Origin of the sequence: Acetobacter sp. KSO5, from assembly GCF_044094635.1 — a bacterium.
Taxonomy (GTDB): Bacteria; Pseudomonadota; Alphaproteobacteria; order Acetobacterales; family Acetobacteraceae; genus Acetobacter; species Acetobacter cerevisiae.
Window position 1 is genome coordinate 640,686 of the sequence record NZ_CP172014.1, and the last position, 19,908, is coordinate 660,593.

28 protein-coding genes are annotated in these 19,908 nt (G+C 55.7%); 26 read left to right on the forward strand and 2 right to left on the reverse strand.

The genetic code is table 11. From position 1 onward, the window contains the following. Entirely contained in the window at positions 1 to 630 is a 630-nt protein-coding gene (locus ACHQGU_RS02900) for a hypothetical protein (RefSeq protein ID WP_395495805.1), read from the reverse strand. Between the two features lie 92 nt (positions 631 to 722). Here ACHQGU_RS02900 and ACHQGU_RS02905 point away from each other — a divergent pair, with 92 nt between their 5' ends. Beyond that, positions 723 to 1,229 carry a hypothetical protein gene (locus ACHQGU_RS02905; protein WP_395495806.1) on the forward strand — a complete coding sequence of 169 codons (507 nt, stop codon included), beginning with the start codon at positions 723 to 725 and terminating at the stop codon, positions 1,227 to 1,229. A gap of 403 nt (positions 1,230 to 1,632) precedes the next feature. On the opposite strand, the gene ACHQGU_RS02910 is transcribed toward ACHQGU_RS02905, so the two are convergent. Beyond that, entirely contained in the window at positions 1,633 to 2,028 is a 396-nt protein-coding gene (locus ACHQGU_RS02910; RefSeq protein WP_281700968.1) for a helix-turn-helix domain-containing protein, read from the reverse strand. A gap of 73 nt (positions 2,029 to 2,101) precedes the next feature. Here ACHQGU_RS02910 and ACHQGU_RS02915 point away from each other — a divergent pair, with 73 nt between their 5' ends. The 25 genes from ACHQGU_RS02915 to ACHQGU_RS03035 all read left to right on the forward strand — a co-directional run bounded on the left by ACHQGU_RS02915 (position 2,102) and on the right by ACHQGU_RS03035 (position 19,895). Beyond that, entirely contained in the window at positions 2,102 to 2,314 is a 213-nt protein-coding gene (locus ACHQGU_RS02915; RefSeq protein ID WP_395495807.1) for a hypothetical protein, read from the forward strand. A 94-nt stretch (positions 2,315 to 2,408) separates the two neighbouring features. Then, positions 2,409 to 3,050: a hypothetical protein gene (locus tag ACHQGU_RS02920; RefSeq protein ID WP_395495808.1), complete on the forward strand. Its 642-nt coding sequence runs from the start codon at positions 2,409 to 2,411 to the stop codon at positions 3,048 to 3,050. A gap of 352 nt (positions 3,051 to 3,402) precedes the next feature. Beyond that, positions 3,403 to 3,894: a hypothetical protein gene (locus ACHQGU_RS02925; protein WP_395495809.1), complete on the forward strand. Its 492-nt coding sequence runs from the start codon at positions 3,403 to 3,405 to the stop codon at positions 3,892 to 3,894. Beyond that, complete coding sequence (locus tag ACHQGU_RS02930; protein WP_395495810.1) at positions 3,894 to 4,280, forward strand: hypothetical protein; 387 nt, start codon at positions 3,894 to 3,896, stop codon at positions 4,278 to 4,280. Before ACHQGU_RS02925 ends, ACHQGU_RS02930 begins: the two co-directional genes overlap by 1 nt. After that, positions 4,277 to 4,771: a hypothetical protein gene (locus tag ACHQGU_RS02935; protein WP_395495811.1), complete on the forward strand. Its 495-nt coding sequence runs from the start codon at positions 4,277 to 4,279 to the stop codon at positions 4,769 to 4,771. Before ACHQGU_RS02930 ends, ACHQGU_RS02935 begins: the two co-directional genes overlap by 4 nt. Further along, positions 4,768 to 5,910, forward strand: coding sequence for a hypothetical protein (locus ACHQGU_RS02940; protein ID WP_395495812.1), 1,143 nt, complete (start codon positions 4,768 to 4,770; stop codon positions 5,908 to 5,910). The genes ACHQGU_RS02935 and ACHQGU_RS02940 overlap by 4 nt, the downstream gene beginning before the upstream one ends. Next, entirely contained in the window at positions 5,907 to 6,116 is a 210-nt protein-coding gene (locus ACHQGU_RS02945; protein ID WP_395495813.1) for a hypothetical protein, read from the forward strand. Before ACHQGU_RS02940 ends, ACHQGU_RS02945 begins: the two co-directional genes overlap by 4 nt. Positions 6,117 to 6,284: 168 nt before the next feature. Beyond that, entirely contained in the window at positions 6,285 to 6,770 is a 486-nt protein-coding gene (locus ACHQGU_RS02950; RefSeq protein ID WP_395495814.1) for a hypothetical protein, read from the forward strand. 219 nt (positions 6,771 to 6,989) lie between these two features. Then, on the forward strand, positions 6,990 to 7,385 hold the full coding sequence (locus ACHQGU_RS02955) for a hypothetical protein (protein ID WP_281700960.1): 396 nt from the start codon (positions 6,990 to 6,992) through the stop codon (positions 7,383 to 7,385). A 173-nt stretch (positions 7,386 to 7,558) separates the two neighbouring features. After that, a complete protein-coding gene (locus ACHQGU_RS02960; protein WP_253550227.1) occupies positions 7,559 to 8,407 on the forward strand; it encodes a tyrosine-type recombinase/integrase in 849 nt (282 codons plus the stop codon). 235 nt (positions 8,408 to 8,642) lie between these two features. Further along, the gene (locus ACHQGU_RS02965) at positions 8,643 to 9,251 is read left to right on the forward strand and encodes a DUF3164 family protein (RefSeq protein WP_025826156.1); all 609 of its coding nucleotides are present in this window, start codon (positions 8,643 to 8,645) and stop codon (positions 9,249 to 9,251) included. Continuing rightward, positions 9,248 to 9,556, forward strand: a complete 309-nt coding sequence (locus ACHQGU_RS02970; protein WP_395495815.1) for a hypothetical protein — start codon at positions 9,248 to 9,250, stop codon at positions 9,554 to 9,556. Before ACHQGU_RS02965 ends, ACHQGU_RS02970 begins: the two co-directional genes overlap by 4 nt. A 165-nt stretch (positions 9,557 to 9,721) precedes the next feature. Continuing rightward, positions 9,722 to 10,180: a hypothetical protein gene (locus ACHQGU_RS02975; RefSeq protein WP_395495816.1), complete on the forward strand. Its 459-nt coding sequence runs from the start codon at positions 9,722 to 9,724 to the stop codon at positions 10,178 to 10,180. Between the two features lie 81 nt (positions 10,181 to 10,261). Then, entirely contained in the window at positions 10,262 to 11,005 is a 744-nt protein-coding gene (locus tag ACHQGU_RS02980; RefSeq protein WP_395495817.1) for a hypothetical protein, read from the forward strand. A gap of 197 nt (positions 11,006 to 11,202) precedes the next feature. Further along, entirely contained in the window at positions 11,203 to 11,778 is a 576-nt protein-coding gene (locus tag ACHQGU_RS02985) for a hypothetical protein (RefSeq protein ID WP_395495818.1), read from the forward strand. Next, positions 11,744 to 13,756, forward strand: coding sequence for a phage terminase large subunit family protein (locus tag ACHQGU_RS02990; protein WP_395495819.1), 2,013 nt, complete (start codon positions 11,744 to 11,746; stop codon positions 13,754 to 13,756). The genes ACHQGU_RS02985 and ACHQGU_RS02990 overlap by 35 nt, the downstream gene beginning before the upstream one ends. A 9-nt stretch (positions 13,757 to 13,765) precedes the next feature. After that, positions 13,766 to 14,059 carry a gpW family head-tail joining protein gene (gene gpW, locus ACHQGU_RS02995; protein WP_061490419.1) on the forward strand — a complete coding sequence of 98 codons (294 nt, stop codon included), beginning with the start codon at positions 13,766 to 13,768 and terminating at the stop codon, positions 14,057 to 14,059. After that, the gene (locus ACHQGU_RS03000; RefSeq protein ID WP_253550208.1) at positions 14,059 to 15,708 is read left to right on the forward strand and encodes a phage portal protein; all 1,650 of its coding nucleotides are present in this window, start codon (positions 14,059 to 14,061) and stop codon (positions 15,706 to 15,708) included. The genes gpW and ACHQGU_RS03000 overlap by 1 nt, the downstream gene beginning before the upstream one ends. Further along, positions 15,705 to 16,544: a S49 family peptidase gene (locus tag ACHQGU_RS03005; protein WP_395495820.1), complete on the forward strand. Its 840-nt coding sequence runs from the start codon at positions 15,705 to 15,707 to the stop codon at positions 16,542 to 16,544. Before ACHQGU_RS03000 ends, ACHQGU_RS03005 begins: the two co-directional genes overlap by 4 nt. A gap of 26 nt (positions 16,545 to 16,570) precedes the next feature. Then, a complete protein-coding gene (locus ACHQGU_RS03010) occupies positions 16,571 to 17,155 on the forward strand; it encodes a hypothetical protein (protein ID WP_395495821.1) in 585 nt (194 codons plus the stop codon). Then, entirely contained in the window at positions 17,155 to 17,556 is a 402-nt protein-coding gene (locus ACHQGU_RS03015) for a head decoration protein (RefSeq protein WP_281700948.1), read from the forward strand. Before ACHQGU_RS03010 ends, ACHQGU_RS03015 begins: the two co-directional genes overlap by 1 nt. A gap of 43 nt (positions 17,557 to 17,599) precedes the next feature. Next, positions 17,600 to 18,712: a major capsid protein gene (locus ACHQGU_RS03020; protein WP_395495822.1), complete on the forward strand. Its 1,113-nt coding sequence runs from the start codon at positions 17,600 to 17,602 to the stop codon at positions 18,710 to 18,712. 12 nt (positions 18,713 to 18,724) lie between these two features. Then, positions 18,725 to 19,018, forward strand: a complete 294-nt coding sequence (locus tag ACHQGU_RS03025; RefSeq protein WP_395495823.1) for a hypothetical protein — start codon at positions 18,725 to 18,727, stop codon at positions 19,016 to 19,018. Between the two features lie 3 nt (positions 19,019 to 19,021). Continuing rightward, complete coding sequence (locus ACHQGU_RS03030; RefSeq protein WP_395495824.1) at positions 19,022 to 19,426, forward strand: hypothetical protein; 405 nt, start codon at positions 19,022 to 19,024, stop codon at positions 19,424 to 19,426. Next, complete coding sequence (locus tag ACHQGU_RS03035) at positions 19,368 to 19,895, forward strand: hypothetical protein (RefSeq protein ID WP_395495825.1); 528 nt, start codon at positions 19,368 to 19,370, stop codon at positions 19,893 to 19,895. Before ACHQGU_RS03030 ends, ACHQGU_RS03035 begins: the two co-directional genes overlap by 59 nt. The last annotated feature ends 13 nt before the right edge of the window (positions 19,896 to 19,908 follow it).

Below are 19,908 nucleotides of genomic sequence, written 5' to 3' on the forward strand. Positions count from 1 at the left end.
TTACACCTTCACCTCAAACCTGAGCGCGCCGGTGGGGAGGCTCTGGCCCGGATTGTTGTTGGCGTGGGTGCGGATGACGCGCAGATCATTGATGATCTCGTCTTCCGGGGCGGCCAGCATGGCTTGCAGGTCCAGCGGGTGGTCATGGCGATGACACTGCAGCAGCACGTCCTGCGCCAGCTTGCGCACTTCATCGTAAATTTCTGTGCCGCGTGTGCTGGTGAAATCTGCTACGCGAAAAGAGATTTTGCGGATTGTCTCGGAATCCATGTAGCGCTGGGCCGTGCTGATTTCCGGGCTTTCCGCAATGGGGAACTGCTCGCAGATATCAAACGAGGCGGACAGGGCGCGGTGCTTGAGCCAGTCTGACACAGAGGATGCGCTCCATGTGCCGGTGGGCTCTCCATCCTCAATATTGGGGAAATTCGTCAGGAGCCAATTATGGTGGTCTCCAAACAGGCCACTGATGATGTGGCGCTGGCTGATTTCGTGCTCACTGAGGACGCGGGTGCGGCCCAGAGCATCAACAAAATGATACTTCTTGGCCGTAATACCAACAGGGCGAACCGGGCAGCCGGGGAATGCTGCGGGGCTGCGAGCCTCTGCTGTGGTGCGTGGATGCGTGTTCATGCCACGCCTCCCATGTGGGAGAGCCGGTTGCCCAACTCTCCCTTTTTTTCCATTCTCGTCTTGTTCACAGAACCGAGAAAGGAAAACTGCATATGTCTGATACCGAAACAGACGTTGTTCATGAGGCAATATGGAGAGGAATTCTGAAAGGTCTTGCCAGAAGGCCTTATGAAATCATTAATAATACTGACGAGCTTTGTGAAAAATCCGTTCCAATGATGGATTTTCTTGTTAACCTCAAATACATTGCGGACAATGATCTGTGTGACGCACAAATCTTTGAGTCTCTTGTTGGTATAAATGGTTGGGGAGGGGCGCGTATTACGACGCGCGGCCTTGATTTCCTGAGAGACGATGGCGGATTGAGCGCCCAGCTGGGCGTGGTCACCGTTCGGCTCGACGCGGATACGCTCAAGGCACTTATCTGCACCCAGATTGATAAAGAAGATGGGGAAGGGGAAGAAAAGAGTGCTATAAAACATGCTATTCAAGCCCTTCCAGCTGAGAGCTTAAAAACCCTAACTTCCGAACTGGTAAAATCGGGTTTGAAAAACATGCCGGACCTAATGCACTGGCTTGAAACAGCTTTCCTGTCTTGAAATAAGAAGAGAAAGAAAAGCGTACAGGAATTTTATTTTCCCCAATAAGTAACAGGGTAATAAAATCCGAATTGTTTCTCTGATAATCATTACAGATGATCATCAGGCGAGCTCCCTCCTCAAGAGGTTCAAGCCATGCATCTGTGACTATAACAGAGGCCTGCCTGTGGAAATTCTTTTCCAGTTCCTCTTGAGGGCTTTTGGAGAGAGGATTGCCTGATGCTGTGTTGGGGTATGATCCACGTAGGCGATCTAAAAGCGACGGCTTGAATGGTTCGTTTTTAAATGCCGGATTGGGCCGGGGCGGCGCTGGCATCTTTGCCATGGGGTTTCTCCATCACGGGTTGTGATGGAGTTAACTAAGCAAAACTAAGTTTCTGGGTCAATAAAAAACTTAGAGAAACTAAGTTTCCTTCTTTGAGAAGGCTTTTGCTGCTGATCTTACAATCTCTAGAAACTTTTCTTGGTTCTCGATCGGCACAGAGCGAATCAGTGCGAGCTGTTCCAATTCGGTCTCAGTTTGAGCGCGTCGTGTCTGGTCAGGGTCATTCCCCGTTAGCAGCCAAGTCATAGACACCTTCAGAACACGTTCAAGGAGCGCAGCTTTCTTGGGTGTTAGGCCTGTAGATCCAGTCTCCCACTGTCCTACCAATCCAGCTGACACTCCTATCTTATCAGCTAATTCAGCTTGCGTAAGTTCTATTTTTGTTCTTGCCTTGGCGATACGGCGTCCACGCTCTCTATCTGCTTCGGTAGCCTTGGGTTTTGCATTTGATGATGGCGTGTTCATAGCCGACATTCTCTCATAGCATCCTTAAGGCCCCGCTTAGTTTCGCTTGCAATTTCTACTTAGCAAAACTAAGTTGCTGGGCATGAAAGACGCTGTTCTGACTGAGATCATGATGCTGAGAGGCTTGAATAAGGCTATTTCTGAGGCCTGCGGTCTCAGCACGGCTGCTGTTTCCCAATGGAAGCGCGTGCCGAAAAAGCACGTGGAGAAGGTCTCTGCTGTTACAGGGCGCTCGGCAGCAGAACTACGTCCTGATTTATTCCCTAATCCTGAAAATATAGAAGAAGCGGCATAATCATGTCTCATGAGACGAACCATGCCGCTTGCGCTTTTGGCTGTCAGCCGAACTCAGTCCGCTTGCCGCGTATGCAAGCAACACGGATGCAATCATGAAAAAATCTACCTCCATGCCCAAAATGACTCAGGGTGAAGGCATTCCCTCTGATTGCATCCGTGAGCAGATGCTTATCCAAACGCGCCAGTGGTGTCTGGAGCGTGTACGGTTCAAGGCATCCTATACAGATGATGAACTCAAAGCATCTGTTGAATCTGCCAAAATACTGGAAGAGTATTTACTTTCCGGCATGAGCAATCATAAGCGGACCTTTATCAATTATAGCTGCTACCTTTTCCAAAAGATCAAGAATATAATTTCTGTCTGCTATAATCCGATCTTTAGTGTCTGTTTTCCCTTCTGCTGCGGCAATAGTCAGCGCCACTTTCCAGATAAGGCCTTCACGCGTGAGAGGGGGATTGGAAACCATAAAGAATCGTCCTTCTGTTGTTGTGGAAAACACAAAATGGACGATGTGGGCGGCTGCGGCAACGTGGCCGCCCAGCAGAACGATGCGCCAGTGATTGAAACTTTGAAGGGGCAGACCGGCCCATCAGGCTTCAATATCCTCTCTGATGAACGAGAGGCTGAAATCAGGGCTTTTGCGTCTTACAAATCTCCAAAATCTTCATCCAGTCTGCTGCGACGCGTGATGAGTGGCATCGTGCATATTCTTGATCGATGCCGTCCGTTATGAGTGTGGGCTCCTTTTCTTCTGTCGCTTTTATGATGGCAGAGACCTCAGCCAAAACGCTGGTGGCTGCATCTCTGAGTAATGCAGCCACAATTTGCCGTAGATATATGCTCTCAGTTTCAAGAGCCTGCACATGTACGGCAAGTTTGTATGTGAAAGGATCAAGAGTAGCGAGAGTGTCAGCCATGCGCAGTGCTCCTCTTAGAGAGGGCATTTCGTGGTGCAGGCTGCTTTTTAATTTCAATTTTCATACAAGTTTCACCATGTCTTGTTGGGCAACCGGCACGGTGAAGGCAGCAGGCCGATCTGACAACAGATCGGCCTGCAAAGCGTGTATGCAGTCAGGAGGGTACGCATGACCTCCCCTTATTCCCACCGGTTTGTGCCCAGCCTGAAAACGGCGACCAAGCAGACTGGTGGGCGTTCTCCCTCCTTAATCAAGATTGTCCTGACGGCAGGAGCGGTCACTCTTGGCTTTGAGGTGGCGCAGCAGTTTTTGGCCCGCTCCTATTATCGGCATGCATGGAAAGTCTACATGCAAAAGAAAAAAAGCGGGCAGCTTTCAGTTCTGGAATCTTTCCGGACAAGCTCTCCAGCTGAACTGCGTTCACAGTGGATGCCCAAGTTCTATAAAGCCATGGGGGGGGATGTTGTCTTCTGGCTGCTTAAGAACCCCCGATACATTCCTCATGACATGCGAGCCTATATTTGCATTGCCTCTCTCTGGATATCTCTTCGTCCTGAAGATCGAAAAAAATTTAAATCCAGAGATGAGTTTTATGATTTCTGTAAGGAGCTTGGGGGTTCCATTAGAGATTTGCTTATCAAGCGGGAAGGGAAGCTCTAATGGCGCAGATGATCTCTTCTTTTTCAGCTCTTAATGCATCAAGAGCCTCTGCTTCTGACAATCTCGTGCATGAGCAGTTGATAGCGTTTTCAAGCGCGGGAATCCCGTCTGGAAGACGAGCAAGTATTTCGAGGAGAATATTCTCCTCCACGGTTGCTTTCGTCTGGTCAGATAGTGGGGTGCATTCAAACGATGTGACCGACCTAGCGCCCGGTTCAAGAGTGTTAGAGGGTGCTTGGTTTGCGGCTTCCCGGCCAGCTTTTGCCTTTGCTGCCAATGTTCTTACGTCCATCACGGAATCGTCCTTTTGTTGTTGTGGAAAGCACAAAATGGACGATGTGGGCGGCTGCGGCAACGTGGCCGCCCAGCATGGGAGGGAGCCATGACTTCCCCTTATTCCTACCGGTTTGTGCCCAGCCTGAAAACGGCGACCAAGCAGGCGGTTGAGCATGTGGGGGGCATTGATGCCGCTGCCACTATCAGCCGCGTGGGGCGCACCCAGTTTTCCGATTATTCCAACCGGCAGCGGGACGGCATGGTGCCGGTCGATGTGGCCCTTGATCTGGACCACTGCGCGGAAAAGCCGCTGATTCTGGCAGCCATGGCGCAGGCTCTGGGGTATGTGGTTATTCCCATGCATATCGGCCCAGGGGATTTTGGCAGTGATATGAGCGAATTTGCCATGTCCTCGGGTGATATCCTCAGCACGGCTATGCGGATACTGGATGACCACCAGATTGATCTGCCCGAAGCCAATGAAATTGCCCCAAAGCTGTCACGGGCCATCCATGTTCTGCAGCGCGCCATGGGCATTGTTCATGGTGTGCAGAAGAGCGGCCAGAGTTATGTGGTCAGCGATAAAGGGGCAGGGGCATGACCTCACCCAATCTCAAAACCTTTGACCGCTCCGGCATGACGCCGCTGCGCGTTCTCCGCTCCATGGCGCCAGAACTGCGCGGCGTGGTGGTCAATCTGCATGATGCGCTCAAGGAAATGCGCAGCAGCGTGTTCCGCGCTGGTAGCATTGTGCTGACGGATGAGCAGATTGCCCGGCAGGCCAGCCTTGGGCTGGATGATCTGGCCCGTACGCTGCCCACCATCCTGCAGGCCGGGTTTATGGCGCGGGATGACGCAGGCGCGCTCTACAGCCCACATCTGTACGACAAGGCTCTGCGCAGTGAGGCCCGTGCAGCCCGCAAGGCACAGGCTGACCAGCGCTGGGAACAGGCACAGGCAGGTGGTGCTGATGATGAGGGCCTGACCCGCAAGCAGATTACAGCGCGGGAGAACGGCAAGCGTGGTGGACGCCCCCGCAAAAACCCTGTGGCTTCTGCTGATGACCAACGCTCCATGCCCCTGCTTTCTGTGGTCCCGGCTGGGCAGGACAAAAACCCAAACAAAAAACCCAACGCTGTTTCGGTTTCTGGTTCGGTTTCTTCGGTTTCCATAGATCTAGAATCAGAGAGAGATATACATATTCCTTCTTGTTCTATTTCTAGAGAACCGACGGAAACCGAAACCCAGCCGGCAGCTGCTGCCCAGGTGCAGCAGCTTGCAGCCCGCATGCTCGCAGCCTCGGGCCTCGGTGGAGACCAGGCCGGGTTTGCAGTCTCTTTTGCTCGGGGATGGCTTAAGGATGGCGTTTCAGCAGACCTCATAGTCTCCGCCATTGCTGCGCATCGGCGGAAAATGGACGAAAATCGAGAAAATCCCCGCACCATGGGCGTGTTTAAGGCCCCGGTGCAGCGCGCCATAAGCGGAGAAGAGGTTGTGCAGCTGGTCGCTGAGGTAGCCCCCGATGCTCCGCCTCCTACGCCAGACTGGAAGCGGAAGGCTGATGAGGCATGGATGCGCCAATGTTCCGTATTTGGTGCTGCTGTGCGTGACGATGGCAATTACTCTCGCGTGCAGCGTGAGTGGCCAGAGATTGCCGCCCGCAATGGCCTGCCGCCGTGCGAGCGTGACCGTTCCGCCTATGAGGCGTTTTTCCAGCAGAATGCACGGGCAGCGGCATGAAAAAGCCCTGCCATCTGGCGCTTGTTGCGCAGAACCAGCGCTGCCCGGCCTGCAACGGCTCCGGCATTCGTATTGGCACATGGACTGGCGGAGATCTGTTCCACCGGATCAGCGTGCCGGCTTATGGCCTGTGCCTGACGTGTGACGGCAAAAAGGTTGTGCCGCGTATGCGTGTTTCCAGCGAGGGAGAGCAAGTGCGTGCTTAGTGCGTTCCTGCAGGCGGCGAAACGCCGGGTTGATCACAAATTTTCAGAAATTCGGAAACGGCGCGCCAATGAGGAGCTGGAAGCCAGCATGGCGCGCCGTCGGGACGCATCACGCGGGCAGCCCCGTGACGTTTACGGTCGATACACACAGGCAGGCGGGGCAGCAGCATGCAGAAAACGATAGAGCCGACACCAGAGCGGCTCGCAAAAGGCGATATTGCGGAGACAGATATCGAGATCCGCAAGGGCATCTACACGCCCTGCCTGCGGTCTTCCGGTGCGCTCTACACGTTGCGCAAGTCCGGAGCCATTAAGGACTGCCACGTTGCAGCTGCGGAAATGTGGGCGCGGGATTATGAGACGGGCGTTGAGGGCGCGCGGGATCCGGAAGCGGGGAAGTCTGGCGGGAAGGCTGACCCTGAGTTGTCTCTTATTTCCCGCGCTGCAGCGGTAACCCGGTGTGAGGCTGTGCGGCGCTCTCTCGGCAAGGTCAGCTGGCGGTTCCTGCACATGATGATGATTCAGGGCATGTCCATCAACAAGATGAAGGCCGAGTTGAAGAAGGACCACGCCAAAATTTCTGGTGCCATTGAACTGCTGCTGGAGCAGCTGGTGGAGCTTTATGACGATATGCCGGGGAGGAATATGCGGTGATCAAATTCCGTCTTCTGTCCACCACTGCATGGTTTCCAGTGTCTTTGCCTGCGCATGCCTATATTATGGCGATGGGAGCCATTTTTGAAAATAACGAAAAACGCACCCGATAACAAAAAACTTGCTTTCCGAAAGCGGGCAAACTAAGTTGCCAAGATCAGAAGTCGTGTATCCGCAAGGGTCACGGCTTTTTTTGTATCTCCTGAAAAGTGATGACGCATGGCCGATCATGTGCAGCCTGTCTGCCGTGGGGATGTTGTGCTGCGCAAACACCGTGCCTGGCTGATTGTGTCGGTGCGCCGGAAATCGTGCGACGCGGTGCCTATTATCGGCGCAACGCTGCCCCGGCACCGTGCTGATGTTACCGTCACCGGTCTTTGCGTGGCGGGAGACATCGCCCGCTGCCGTTCGATTGCGTCTCTTTCTTTGCGCCAGCTATGCCGCGTGCAGAGGGTTGCAGGCCCCATTCTGGCAGAAGTCGATGGTGCGCTGGCGCGTGAGCGGCAGGCCATCCAGACGGAAAAATTTCCGGCCGGAATGCTGCGGAGCGTGCTTGGTCATGGCCCGCGCATAGGGAGCAAGGGACGCAAAAAAGGCGGTGCGCCGTCTGATTAAACCCGCAAGAATAACCCCGAGTTATCACGCATCCCCTACGCGGGGATGTGCAAGATAACCCGCAGATGCCCCATAAAACCCGCAAGATAATTGATGTTATCACGCGGATTTTTGAGGGGGAAAAGTAGCCACAAATCTAGGCATTTCAAATGGTTAGTGGAGATACTGCCGGAATGGCGGTTCAGACCGCGCAGAAAAGCAGCCCATCTCCTGCTGACAAAATGCTCATCAGAGCGTGGCTGCATAGCAAGTCCGAAAACACACGCCGCGCCTATGAGCGCTTTGCGCTGGCGCTCCTCGCTCATGCGGGGAAGCCACTGGCGGACGTGACGTTGCCGGACCTGCAAAACTGGTCGGACAGTCTGGGAGGCGCAGCCTCTTCTCGCCGCCTGGCGATGGCCGCAGTGAAATCTCTCACCGCGTTTGGCGCGGAGACTGAAATGCTGACGCGCAACGTAGGGCAAGCCCTCAGACTGGACCGGGAGCGTGACAGCCTGCACGAGCGCATTTTGTCGCAAGTGCAGGTTGCCACGCTCATTGATATGGAAAAATGCCCGCGCCGCCGCGCACTGTTGCGGCTTCTCTACGTGATGGGACTGCGCATTTCTGAGGCGTGCCGCCTGACATGGCGGGACGTGACGCGCAGGCAGCAAGGCGGCGTGGCCTCAGTTTTCGGTAAGGGCAACAAGACAAGGCCGGTGGAAATACCAGCCAGACTCTTCAAAGAGCTTGTGGCGCTGCGCGTTGACACCGAGCCAAAGGCTCCGCTTGTCCCCGGCCACAATGGCGGCCCGCTCTCGCATGATGCGGCTCATCGCATCGTCAAGCGGGCCGGGAAGCGTGCCGGATTGCCATCGTCGTTTTCGGCGCACTGGCTCCGGCACGCTCATGTTTCGCACTCGCTGGATCGCGGGGCGCACGTTCACGCCGTCCAGCGGTCTGTGGGGCATGCGTCTCTCGCCACGACAACACGCTACGCTCATGTGCAGGACGGTGACGGCTCCGGGAAATTCCTGGACTGACCGACTTTGCGTTCATGGCAGCATTTTTCAGGAGATGTTCATTGGCTCGCAAAGAACCCCGGCACCGCCGCAAGCAGTATGAGGAAGAAAATCCTATGCTGGCATTTTGGCGCCGGACTGCTTTTCATTACGAAGTGCTGCGGGAAACGGCTCCACTTCCTGGGCAACGCTTGTGGGCCACAGAACGTGCGCATGAGTGTTGGGAGAAATCTCGCCAGGCAGCGGAGAGTGCGGCATGAGCATTCCTGACGGATACATGATGGACGCTCAGGGGCGGCTTGTCCCTCGTGAGAATGTCAAGCCGCAGGACCTGCTGGAAGATGAGCTGGTCCGCAGCCTGCATGCCAAGGCCGGTGTGATCGCGCAGGACCTTTCCACCTTCAAGAAAGAAGGGTTCAGCGAGGTCGCTGCGCTGCAGGAGCTTCTGCACGAAAAATATCAGGCCCGGGTTGGTGGCGCGAAAGGCAACACCACCCTGAGCAGTTATGATGGGCATTTGCGCGTGTCCGTGTGCATGGGCGAAAATATCTCGTTTGGCCCGGAACTGCAGGTTGCAAAGAGCCTGCTGGATGAGGTGTTTGAGCGCTGGACTGACGGCGCAAACGCGAACCTCAAAACCATTGTGATGGATGCGTTTGACGTCGGGAAAGAAGGCAAGCTTTCCGCCACGAAAATTCTTGGCCTGCGCCGGCACAATGTCTCGGACCCCGAATGGAAGCGGGCCATGGACGCTATTGCAGACAGCATCCGCATCGACAGCACAAAGGCCTATCTCCGCCTGCATGTGCGAGAGACCCCGGCACAGTCCTGGCAGATGCTTCCGTTGGATCTGGCGAAGGCATGACAGCGCCGGACGCATTTGCGCGGCTTGCAGCGAGCAGAACCAATCCTCCCGATGTGGTGATGTTCATTGTTGAAGAGCGGCGCAAAGGCCTGTCATTGCGTGAGATTGGCCGCAAGGCTGGCTTATGCATGGAAGGCGTTCGGCAGGTTCTTCTGCGTTATACCGCAGCGCGCTCTGAACATTCTGATGATGATGAGCCAGTGCGTGATGACTGCGAACCGATGTGCGCCGGGCATCCTGTGTCTATGGATGCCATATGGCGTGGGCTTGAGCGGTGGAGGGGACGGGCTGAACTACACAAATGATACTCTGCCCCAGATTGTCATTCTGGGCTGGCTCGTGATGGCTACGGCCAAAGAAGGCAAAGAGCCAACATAGCCAGTGTATTGAAATTGGGAGCCATGCTACCGCTGATTGCGCTTGCACCACTATATACTTGTCAGGTGCGAGTCTGATTAGGAGATAAGTGCGTGGCTTACTTAAGAACAGCAATTTCAGCGTTGGCTATCAGCATAGGGATTTGTGGGGCCAGCTTGGTTCATGCAGAGCCATCGGCAGTTGATCCTGCTGGGGATGCCAGCAGTTCTGGACAAAATTCAGCGACTTGCTCAGAAGACTGGAAAGCATGCAAGGACAACGCAGACCTTATGAATAACTATTCAAAGGCCATAGATGCGCGGGTAACTTGCCAGATGGAGGCCGAACAAGGGGCCAAATTTGGGACACCAGTTTTCCCCAGTGTTTGGTCTGGCGGGTCATTCCACTCTTTTCTTAACGGGAGCGATTACCCGAAAAAGGGTTACGCGATACTGATTGAGAATAACGCCCAGTTCCAGAACCAGTATGGTGCGATGGTTCATTCAACAGTGTTCTGCAAATACAACTTTAAATCGGGGAAAGTGGATGAAATCCACGTCGAACCGCATTGAATGAAGTTGTATTCTTTCTGCGTATCTATGCCGCGCTCTCGTAAGAGGCGCGGTTTTTTGTTGTGGTAAAAGGGTAAGCTGGTGTTCACAATTAAGGTCGATATGAAGAAGGTTCAGAACTCGCTGTCTGACCTTTCCGATCACGCCATCAAAGACGCATCAGCCTTTGCCCTCAATAAACTGGCGAAACAGTCAGTTTTTGCATTGCAGGCAGAAATGAAAGATGTGTTCGACAATCCGACACCTTTCACGTTGAATGCATTTTATTCCAAGCCTGCTAATCCCAACAATCTCGCAGCTACTATTCAAGCCAAAGATTATGCGCCCAAAGGAACGCCAGCAGGAGAGTATCTCAAGCCGCAGATATTTGGCGGGGATCGTCCTTTAAAGAAGTTTGAGAAGGCTCTTGCTCCTTTGTCTGGCGGCCAATATGCAGTGCCGGGGCCGGGAGCAAGGATCAATGGTTACGGCAATATGAGCCAAGGTCAGATCATCCAGATACTGAGCCGCCTTCAAGTTATGAGAGATCCTTCACAAAACGTTGCAGTGAAAACACTGAACAGGCTGCGGAAGCAAAAGAAAGTCGCGCGAGGAGCGCAGACTGATTATTTTGTTGGTCGTGACAAAGGGAACGGGCGTCCGACGGGCATTTATCAACTGGTAGGAAAGGGGCGGGTGGTTCCAGTGCTATTCTTTATTCCGAGAGCACCATCCTACCATGTTCGTCTAAAGATGCAGGACGTTGTTGAAGACGTTGTGGCGAGGAAAGCACCGGGCGTGATGGCTGAAGCCATTGGCAAGGCTGTGGCTAAGGCGTTTAAATAATGAGACGAGGGGAAGGCAAGCTTGCCTCTGGCCTTTGAGGTATGCGTAAAGAGCATGCATGACTGATATGCTATGCGTATACCCCTCCCCATGTTGGGTCCTTCCCGGCCCAAAATGCGCCAAGGGAAGTTCGCGCCCCGTTTGATCCCTAGCTAAGGCCGAAATTTTGGGTTGCAGTTGCAGGTTGCAGTTTTGCCATGAGTAGCGAGACAATCAGCCAGAGCGAAGCTGCGCGCCGCGCTGGCGTGAGCCGTGCGGCAATCCAGAAAAATCTTTTGTCGGGCCGCATTGTTGCCAATGGTAAGCGTGTTGATCTGGCGTCATTCAACGAATGGCTGGCGGTCAGAAAATCCATACAGGGAGGGGTGCAACCTCCCCTGCAACCAAAGGTGCAACCTGCCGAACAGGTTGCAGGTGCAGCGGTGCAGGTTCCGCTTGCCTCACCAGACTGCTGGCCCCCTTCCTGTGACGGGCTTTTGCCCATGGCGCTGGCCCTTCAAGTCGAGCAGAACGCCAAGGCAAACCTTAAGCAACTGGAGTTCGACCAGAAATCAGGGGCGGTGGTTGAAGTCAGCGTCGTGGTGGCAGCCGTGGGCAAAGAGTATGCCGCGGTGCGCCGCAAGCTTCTCGCGCTCCCAGCCGAACATGCCCCCTCTATCCACCGCTGCAAAACCGTTGCGGACGTGCAGGAGAGACTGAGGGTGCTGATTACCCGTGCCCTGGAAGAACTGACAGCAGATGGAGATAGCAACTCAGGGACTGCGGTATCTTAAGGGATACGAGAATTTTCTCAGCGAGCTGACGCGCCAGAAGCAGGCCAACCTCAAGCCGCCTCCTAAACTGACGCTCAGCGAATGGGCCGAGAGGTATGCCGTCCTATCAGCAGAGACGAGTGCGCAGACCGGTAAATTTGAGGCCTTCCCGTATCAGATCGGGATAATGGATGCGTTCACGGATCCGTCTGTGGAAAAGATCTCGGTCATGAAATCAGCCCGCGTGGGCTACACCAAGATCCTTGACCATGCCATTGGCTACTATCTGCATCAGGACCCATCGCCCATTCTGATGGTGCAGCCGCGTGAGGGCGATGCCGAGGGCTACAGCAAATCCGAAATCGCGCCCATGCTGCGTGATACGCCAGTCCTGGCGGCTCTAACGGGAGACCCAAAGAGCAAGAGCAGCGAAAATACGTTGCTCAAAAAGACTCTGCTGAACGGTTCCTCTCTCACCATGGTGGGTGCCAATAGCCCCGGTGGCTTCCGGCGTATCACAGTCCGCATCGTGCTGTTTGATGAGGTGGACGGCTATCCAGTCGGCGGTGCTGGGTCCGAGGGGGACCAGATTGCTCTGGGCTCCAAGCGCGCAGAAACATTCTGGAATCGCCTGATTGCAATGGGGTCAACACCCACGGTTGCGGGCATCAGCCGCATTGAGCGCGCGTTCGATCAGGGCGACGGGCGGCATTACCATGTCCCATGCCCGCATTGCGACGAGTATCAGGTGTTAGAGTGGGGCGGACCCGACACCCCGCACGGCATCAAGTGGGACAAGGACGAGCAGGGCAACCATCTTCCGGAAACAGCCCGCTATGCCTGCAAGCACTGCGGTTGCCTTATTGATGAGGCAGAAAAGCCGGACATGATTGCCAAAGGCAAGTGGATCGGTATGCGCCCGTTCAAAGGTCATGCGTCGTTCCACATCTGGGCTGGATACTCGCTTTTCCCAAATGCGGCATGGTCGCGTCTGGTCGCTGAATGGCTTGATGTCAAAGACAAGCCGCTGGAACGCCAGACATTCATCAATACGGCTCTGGGCCTGCCCTATGAAGACCGGGGCGACGGCGCGCTAAACGAGCGCACGCTGGCCGCCCGTGTTGAGGTTTGGGAAGGGGAAGTCCCTGAGGGCGTGGCCGTCCTGACAGCCGGTGTCGATACGCAGGATGACCGGCTTGAGGTCGAGATTGTGGGCTGGGGCCGCAATGAGGAACGCTGGTCTATTGCCTACATCGTCATTGATGGTGATCCTGAGCAACCAGAGGTTTGGGACCAGCTGGACGCTCTGCTCAAACGCGAGTGGTACCGTGCCGATGGCCGACCTTACAAGCTCATGGCGGCGTGCATTGATTCCGGTGGCCACCATACGCAGCGCGTCTATGACTTCTGCCGGGCGCGTCTTGGCCGCCGCATCTGGGCGATCAAGGGTGAGTCTGCCAGAGGTGGCCAGCGCTCTCCAGTCTGGCCCACAAAAAAGCCAAGCGTCCGTAACAAGGCCTCATTCCGGCCTGTCATCATCGGTGTCAACGCCGCCAAGGATGTGATCCGCGCAAGACTGCATCTTAAACCGCCGGATCCCGGCCAGCCCAGTGCGGGTTACATGCACTATCCGGCAGACAGGGATATCAACTTTTTTGCCCAACTTGTGGCGGAACGGTCCGTCAAAAAGCATGAGCGGGGGCAGATATTCCGTGTCTGGGAGCTTATGCCAGGGCGACGGAATGAAGCACTGGATTTGGCCGTCTATAGCTACGCCGCTCTCTGCGGCCTGACCTACATGGGCCTGCGCCTCAACCGTAAGGCAGATGCCATTGCAGCAGAAGCCACCCAGCATCCGCCGCCACCGGCACCGGTGACGGAAGATGCAGCCATCGTGCCCAGTGAGTCCGTCCAGTCTCTGACTGAAGCAGACACAGCAGCAGCCAAACAGAAACGCAGAACAAATCTGGCAAAACGCTTTTCGCGCTTGCCGGGATAAGGAGTGACCATGTCCGGATTTTTCGGCAGGCTGCCGCAGGCCCGTTACAACCCGAACACCAGCCTGTTTGCCGGTATGAGCCGGGAACAGGTGCAGGCTTATCTGGCATCATGCCAGCAGGCCTATATCGAGTTGCAGAGCGGGGCAAAGGTTGCCTCCGTTAGTTATGCACAGGCAGATGGTAGTCGCGCTGTAACCTACACACAGGCCAACGCCACCGGGCTTGCCGCCCTCATCAAGCAGTTGCAGCAGCAGCTGGGTATGCCTGGCGTACGCCGCAAAGCCCTGCGTCCGGTATTCTGATGGCCAAAAAACAGAAAAAATCGAAGCAGGCGAAGGCTTTTGCCCAGTCCACGGGGCAGCGGGCCAGCGCTCTGAATGGTGGCTGGCAAGGTGTTCCGTTTGATGCGGCAGATATCTACGGCCAGCATACCCAAAGCTGGATGCCGCCACTCTGGTCCGCCGATACGGAGCGCGGCCCATTTCGTAACCGGGTTGTCAGCCGTGCGCGGGATCTGGTGCGCAATGATGGCTGGGCAGCAGGCACAGTTACCCGCGTGCAGGATAATGCTGTCGGCATTAGCCTGCGGCCCATCAGCAAGCCAGACTACCGGGCTCTTGCGCATATGAGTGGAAATTCTGCTTTCGATGCGACATGGGCGCGGGAGTTTGGCCAGGCGGTCGATGCGCTTTGGCGATCATGGGCTGATGATCCTCTCCATTTCAACGATGGGGAACGCATGCTGACATTTGGCCAGCAGATGCACCTCGCATTCCGTCATCTCATTGTAGATGGGGATGCGTTAGGCGTTCTGCCGTGGCTGGAGGATAGGGTGTGCCGAGGGGGTGCCCGCTACGCAACAGCCCTGCAACTGGTGGACCCTGACAGGCTCAGCAATCCCCAGATGCAAATGGACCTCCAGAACATCCGCAATGGTGTCGAGATTGATGCTCTCGGGGTGCCCGTCGCCTACCATATCCGGCAGGCGCATGAGGCGGACTGGTATTCCGCTGCAAAATCCGTGCAGTGGGACCGTATCGAGCGGGAAACCAGCTGGGGCAGGCCCAGAGTGGTCCACATGTTTGAGCATCACAGGGCCAGCCAGCATACCGGGGCAACCGGGATCCTGACGCCGGTCATGCAGCGCCTGAAAATGCTGATCAAATATGACGGATCAGAACTCGATGCGGCCATCATCAATGCGATCTTTGCTGGCTATATTGAAAGCCCTTATGATCAGGACATGGTGGCCGAGGCTCTGGAAGGTGGAGACGATTCACTCGGGTCACTTGGAGCATATCAGGACGGTCGCATTGCGTTCCATCAGAACCGCAATATCAACCTCAATGGTTCCCGTCTGCCCATCCTGTATCCGGGCGAAAAGATCAATACGGTATCAGCCTCGCGGCCCGCCGGGAATTTCAAGGATTTTGAATCTGCGGTTTTGCGAAACATTGCCAGCGGCGCGGGCCTGTCCCCTCAGCAGGTGAGTAATGACTGGTCTGACGTCAATTACTCATCGGCGCGCGGTGCGATGCTGGAGGCATGGAAAACCCTCAAGCGTCGGCGGGATGATTTCGCAACAGGCTTTGCCGCACCAATACGCCTTGCATGGCTGGAGGAGTGCATGGAGGTCGATAACCTCCCGATGCCCACGAATGCCCCTGAATTTATTGATGCCCGGCAGGCCTATGCCCGCGCCAACTGGCTGGGGCCGGGGCGCGGCTGGATCGACCCGGTAGCAGAAAAACAGGGTGCTATCCTTGGTATGGACGCTGGCCTCTCCACGCTCGAAGAGGAATGCGCCGAAAACGAAGGTGGCGACTGGATCGAAAAAGTCGACCAGCGCGCAGAAGAAGTTCAGGCATTTAAAGATCGTGGCCTCCCCATCCCGGATTGGGGCGGCTATCTGCCGCCCGAGCAGGCCCCCAGAAAGCAGGATAAGTCATGACACCACGCAGCATGGCGCTCACGCGGCAACTGCTCAACCGGCCTCTGGCGCTGTCATCCCATCACGCAGACATCCTCAGCAGCATGCTCCTTAAAGGTGGGGATGACGTCATGCTGTTCGGGCCGCCGAGTGACCTGGAACAGTTCATCGTTCAGCAGATGACCACGCGGGTTGATGGTGTCGCAATCATCAAGATCAGCGGCGTTCTGTTTCCAGGTAGCAGTAATGGATTTGGCTGGTTTTGGGGTGGCGCAACCTTTTATGACGACATCGGCACTGCGTTCGATATTGCCTTGCGGGATGAGAGCATCAAAGCCATCGTCCTGCATATCGATAGCCCAGGCGGCACCGTAGCCGGGTGTTTTGACACGGCAGAGCAGATCTATCAGGCCCGCTCTCAAAAACCGATTGTAGCGATTGTGGACGAGATGGCCTGCTCCGCCGGCTACGCTCTGGCGAGTGCAGCAGATACCATCACGCTCCCCCGCACTGGTGAGGTCGGGTCCATCGGCGTTGTCAGTATGCATGTCGATATCACTGGGGCTTTGGAACAGGATGGCATCAAGGTCACCACGTTCCAGTTCGGTGCCCGGAAAACGGATGGTTACCCGACAACCCCTCTGTCTGACGAAGCAGTCAAATCCATGCAGGCGGATACTGACCAGCTGGGTGAGTTGTTTGTCTCAACCGTTGCCCGCAATCGTGGCCTCAAACCCGAGGCGATTACGGAAATGCAGGCAGCAGTCTATCGCGGCCAGCTCGGTGTAGATGCCGGGCTGGCTGACGCCGTGATGTCACGCACAGATGCGTTCACGGACCTCATAAAAAACCTCTGAAACTATCAAAAATCGGAGATTACCGAATGGCGAAGCGCACTGCTTCTTCCAGCCCCTTTGCACATCTGGCTTCTGCCAATGCTCAGGATGACGACGAAAACAAGACCAACGCTTCGGGTGATGGCGAACAGGACGGCGGAGAAGAAGGGGAGGAAGGCGAGAACAAAAACGCCAAGTCCAAACGAGCCCGGTCCAAAAAAGCCAAAGCTGATGGTGACGGCGCGGGCGACAACAACGATGACGATGATGGCGACACCGAGGACGAGGAAGACGAAAAGGACGATCAGGCCAAAGCTGCTCGCTCCCGCGAACGCGCCCGCTGCGCTGCAATTTTCGCCTCTCCTGCTGCTGCACGCAATCTTCCGGCCGCGGCTCACCTGGCGTTCAACACGCCCATGCCGCGCTCTCAGGCCGTAGGCCTGCTAGGCACGCTGGCACCGGCTGAAACAGCCCCGACAGCCAACGCCAAAACGGAAACCAAAGGACTGCGTGACCGCATGCAGGCCTCTCCGTTTGGAGGGGTCAAACCGGAAAACAGCGGGGCGCAGGCTCTGGCTCGACCCGGTGCAGGCCTTCTGGCCGCACAGAATATCCGTAAGGGAGGTCAGTAATGTCAGGTTCCAACTCTTACGGGTTTTATCCCGGTGCCCGTTCCACCATGTTTGTGCCGGACCAGCTCATTGCCGGTAACCTCAAACTCGTTACGGACACAGTTACGTTTGCTCAGGGCAATACGTTTATCCGCGGGCAGGTTGTTGGGCGCGTGACGGCATCCGGGGAATATGCCCCCTGTGTCAAAACAGCGACAGATGGCAGTCAGGTTCCGTGCGGCATCGTGGTCGATACGGTCGATGCCTCGGCAGCAGCCCAGACCGGAGGCCTCTACCAGATGGGCGAGTTCAACTCCAACTACATGACGTTTGACACAAGCTGGACGCTGGATGACCTGAAACAGGCACTCCGCCAGTGGAGCATTTTCGTCAAAACCGGGATTTCCAACGCCAACGTTTGATGGCGGGTTCTCTCTTCTAAAGCCTTTTTATAGGGATTTCTGAATGTCCGGAACTACCGGAGAAAGCGGCGTGAACGCCTCCCTCGTTGATATGCTCAGCGCCTACTCCATCGTTGAGCTGGTCTATTTTGTCCGCAACATGAAGCTGGCACAGACTGGCCTGCTGGATATGTTTTTCCCCAACATTGTCGAATCTAATGCGCCTGAAGTAGCGATTGATGTCGATCTCGGCAAACGGCGTATGGCACCCTTCTGCTCACCGCTGGTTGAAGGTAAACTGGTGGAAAGTCGCCAGTGGCAGACCAATCTTTTCAAGCCAGCCTATATCAAGGATCGTCGCAACCCGGATCTGCTCAAGCCGGTTCGCCGCGCCATGGGTGAACGCCTGATGGGGTCTATGACCCCAGCGGAACGTTTGGAAGCCAATCTGGCATGGGAAATTGCAGACCAGATCGACATGATCAACCGCCGCATGGAATGGATGGCGGCTAACGCCCTGGTCAATGGGTCCGTGACTATTGTAGGCGACGGATACCCCACCCCCATTGTGGTTGATTTTCAGCGTGACGCTGCCCTGAAAATCGCCCTGACAGGTACAGCGCAGTGGGGGCAAGCCGGAATTTACCCCTCTGACTACCTGACAGGGTGGGCCGCGCTCGTTCTTCAGAAATCCGGTGTTGCTCCCACAGATGTTGTTCTGACGAATACCCCCTTCAATGCGCTCAAAAGCGACTTGAAATTCCTCAACTCTGTCATCTGGGCAGGGGACAGGACTGGCGGATCTTCCATTGACCTGGGTGGCCGTGTCCAGACCGGGAAAATCTATATGGGCCAGTGGGGGCAGTTCCGTATCTGGCTCTACAATGACTGGTATGTGGATCCCGTAACGGACAAGGAAGAGCCGATGATCCCTGACGGGACCATCATCATGTCCGGGCCGGGCCTTGAAGGCACTCGCGCTTTCGGCCAGATTCTTGACCCGGCCTTTAATTATGGTCCGCTCGCCTATGCCCCCAAGATGTGGTACAAGGAAGACCCGGCCGCCATCAATTTGCTGATGCAGTCTGCACCGATTGTGATTCCGTCGCGTGTCAATGCTGGCCTCAGCGCCACCGTCATGGAGGCTGGCGCCGATGCTCCGGCCCCCTCAGTTTAAGGGAGCCGCATCATGAGTGAGGACACCCAGCCCAAACAGGTGGCCAAGGCTGCCAAGACAGCTGCCGTCATTACCCTTCTGCCCGTTTATCCGGCAGCAGGAAGGGCACCGTATCCTATCGGGACAAAACTGAACGTAGACCCTGATCGCGCTAGTTTCTGGGTCTCCCGCGGGATTGCACGTATGGCAAATTCCAGTGCTGAAGAGGTAGATCGGGTTGGACCCACAGCGGACAATTCGGTTAAGTCCGCTCCCCTCCCGGACGCGCCGCCCATGACACCTCTGCCGCAGCAGTTGGGGTCCTGACGCATGGGGCCGGTCGATTTTGATAAACTCGTTCTGGCCCCTTGCGATGCTGTGTTTGGAGAGACGGTGCTGTTTGAGTCAGCTCTCCTCGGGAGAAAAGTCACACTCAGCGGGATTTTTGATGATGGCTACAGGGCTATCTCTCCGCTGGGTGACCTTCCGGGGCAGAGCCACACTCACATCACCGGCTCAGATGCGCGCGTCGGTGTGCGTCTTTCCATCTTCCCGGTTCCTCCTGCACAGGGTGACCTGCTGACAATTCGGGACCGGGTCTGGCGCATTCGTGAGGTCCAGCCAGATAGCCATGGCGGCGCGCATATCGAGCTGAATGCTGCCGACGGAGAAAACGATGCTCTATCGTGTGGAATTGCGGGAGGCCGCGGCCAAACTGCTGTCAGACGCAACTGACGCCGGGCCGAACGTCTTTTCCAGGCGCGCTTTGCCGATCACGCAGGATGCCCTGCCAGCCATCTACCTTTCGGCTCCGTCTGATACAGCCCGCAGCACAGGCCGCAATGCGCCAGAGTTTGTGCGTACCGCGCAGCTTAATGTGGATGCCATGGTTTCGGAAGGCACCCCGGAGGCTACTCAGGATGCGCTGGATGCCCTGACAGAGCAGATCGAATTGCTCATCATGCAGGATGTGGAATTTCAGGCCAGACTTTCGCAGGTGTCAGACATCAGCATACTGCAAGAAGTTACGAGCGAAAATTCAGCCTATATCGGCAAAGCCCGCGTAGCATTCTCCCTTGAATATTTCGAAGAATTTTCTCCGGGTGGCACGCCTGTCACCAGTCTTGATCTGCACATGCAGGCGCGGGGGAATACGGACTTCGCAGAAGCACGGGATACATTCCCGCTACCAAATCTCCAGTAACATCAAGGAACAT

Excerpts from the sequence above, each read along its gene's own strand:
- ACHQGU_RS02900 (WP_395495805.1), bottom strand. The coding sequence starts at position 630 with ATGAACACGCATCCACGCACCACAGCAGAGGCTCGCAGCCCCGCAGCA.
- ACHQGU_RS02905 (WP_395495806.1), top strand. The coding sequence starts at position 723 with ATGTCTGATACCGAAACAGACGTTGTTCATGAGGCAATATGGAGAGGA.
- ACHQGU_RS02910 (WP_281700968.1), bottom strand. The coding sequence starts at position 2,028 with ATGTCGGCTATGAACACGCCATCATCAAATGCAAAACCCAAGGCTACC.
- ACHQGU_RS02915 (WP_395495807.1), top strand. The coding sequence starts at position 2,102 with ATGAAAGACGCTGTTCTGACTGAGATCATGATGCTGAGAGGCTTGAAT.
- ACHQGU_RS02920 (WP_395495808.1), top strand. The coding sequence starts at position 2,409 with ATGAAAAAATCTACCTCCATGCCCAAAATGACTCAGGGTGAAGGCATT.
- ACHQGU_RS02925 (WP_395495809.1), top strand. The coding sequence starts at position 3,403 with ATGACCTCCCCTTATTCCCACCGGTTTGTGCCCAGCCTGAAAACGGCG.
- ACHQGU_RS02930 (WP_395495810.1), top strand. The coding sequence starts at position 3,894 with ATGGCGCAGATGATCTCTTCTTTTTCAGCTCTTAATGCATCAAGAGCC.
- ACHQGU_RS02935 (WP_395495811.1), top strand. The coding sequence starts at position 4,277 with ATGACTTCCCCTTATTCCTACCGGTTTGTGCCCAGCCTGAAAACGGCG.
- ACHQGU_RS02940 (WP_395495812.1), top strand. The coding sequence starts at position 4,768 with ATGACCTCACCCAATCTCAAAACCTTTGACCGCTCCGGCATGACGCCG.
- ACHQGU_RS02945 (WP_395495813.1), top strand. The coding sequence starts at position 5,907 with ATGAAAAAGCCCTGCCATCTGGCGCTTGTTGCGCAGAACCAGCGCTGC.
- ACHQGU_RS02950 (WP_395495814.1), top strand. The coding sequence starts at position 6,285 with ATGCAGAAAACGATAGAGCCGACACCAGAGCGGCTCGCAAAAGGCGAT.
- ACHQGU_RS02955 (WP_281700960.1), top strand. The coding sequence starts at position 6,990 with ATGGCCGATCATGTGCAGCCTGTCTGCCGTGGGGATGTTGTGCTGCGC.
- ACHQGU_RS02960 (WP_253550227.1), top strand. The coding sequence starts at position 7,559 with ATGGCGGTTCAGACCGCGCAGAAAAGCAGCCCATCTCCTGCTGACAAA.
- ACHQGU_RS02965 (WP_025826156.1), top strand. The coding sequence starts at position 8,643 with ATGAGCATTCCTGACGGATACATGATGGACGCTCAGGGGCGGCTTGTC.
- ACHQGU_RS02970 (WP_395495815.1), top strand. The coding sequence starts at position 9,248 with ATGACAGCGCCGGACGCATTTGCGCGGCTTGCAGCGAGCAGAACCAAT.
- ACHQGU_RS02985 (WP_395495818.1), top strand. The coding sequence starts at position 11,203 with ATGAGTAGCGAGACAATCAGCCAGAGCGAAGCTGCGCGCCGCGCTGGC.
- ACHQGU_RS02990 (WP_395495819.1), top strand. The coding sequence starts at position 11,744 with ATGGAGATAGCAACTCAGGGACTGCGGTATCTTAAGGGATACGAGAAT.
- gpW (WP_061490419.1), top strand. The coding sequence starts at position 13,766 with ATGTCCGGATTTTTCGGCAGGCTGCCGCAGGCCCGTTACAACCCGAAC.
- ACHQGU_RS03000 (WP_253550208.1), top strand. The coding sequence starts at position 14,059 with ATGGCCAAAAAACAGAAAAAATCGAAGCAGGCGAAGGCTTTTGCCCAG.
- ACHQGU_RS03005 (WP_395495820.1), top strand. The coding sequence starts at position 15,705 with ATGACACCACGCAGCATGGCGCTCACGCGGCAACTGCTCAACCGGCCT.
- ACHQGU_RS03010 (WP_395495821.1), top strand. The coding sequence starts at position 16,571 with ATGGCGAAGCGCACTGCTTCTTCCAGCCCCTTTGCACATCTGGCTTCT.
- ACHQGU_RS03015 (WP_281700948.1), top strand. The coding sequence starts at position 17,155 with ATGTCAGGTTCCAACTCTTACGGGTTTTATCCCGGTGCCCGTTCCACC.
- ACHQGU_RS03020 (WP_395495822.1), top strand. The coding sequence starts at position 17,600 with ATGTCCGGAACTACCGGAGAAAGCGGCGTGAACGCCTCCCTCGTTGAT.
- ACHQGU_RS03025 (WP_395495823.1), top strand. The coding sequence starts at position 18,725 with ATGAGTGAGGACACCCAGCCCAAACAGGTGGCCAAGGCTGCCAAGACA.
- ACHQGU_RS03030 (WP_395495824.1), top strand. The coding sequence starts at position 19,022 with ATGGGGCCGGTCGATTTTGATAAACTCGTTCTGGCCCCTTGCGATGCT.
- ACHQGU_RS03035 (WP_395495825.1), top strand. The coding sequence starts at position 19,368 with ATGCTCTATCGTGTGGAATTGCGGGAGGCCGCGGCCAAACTGCTGTCA.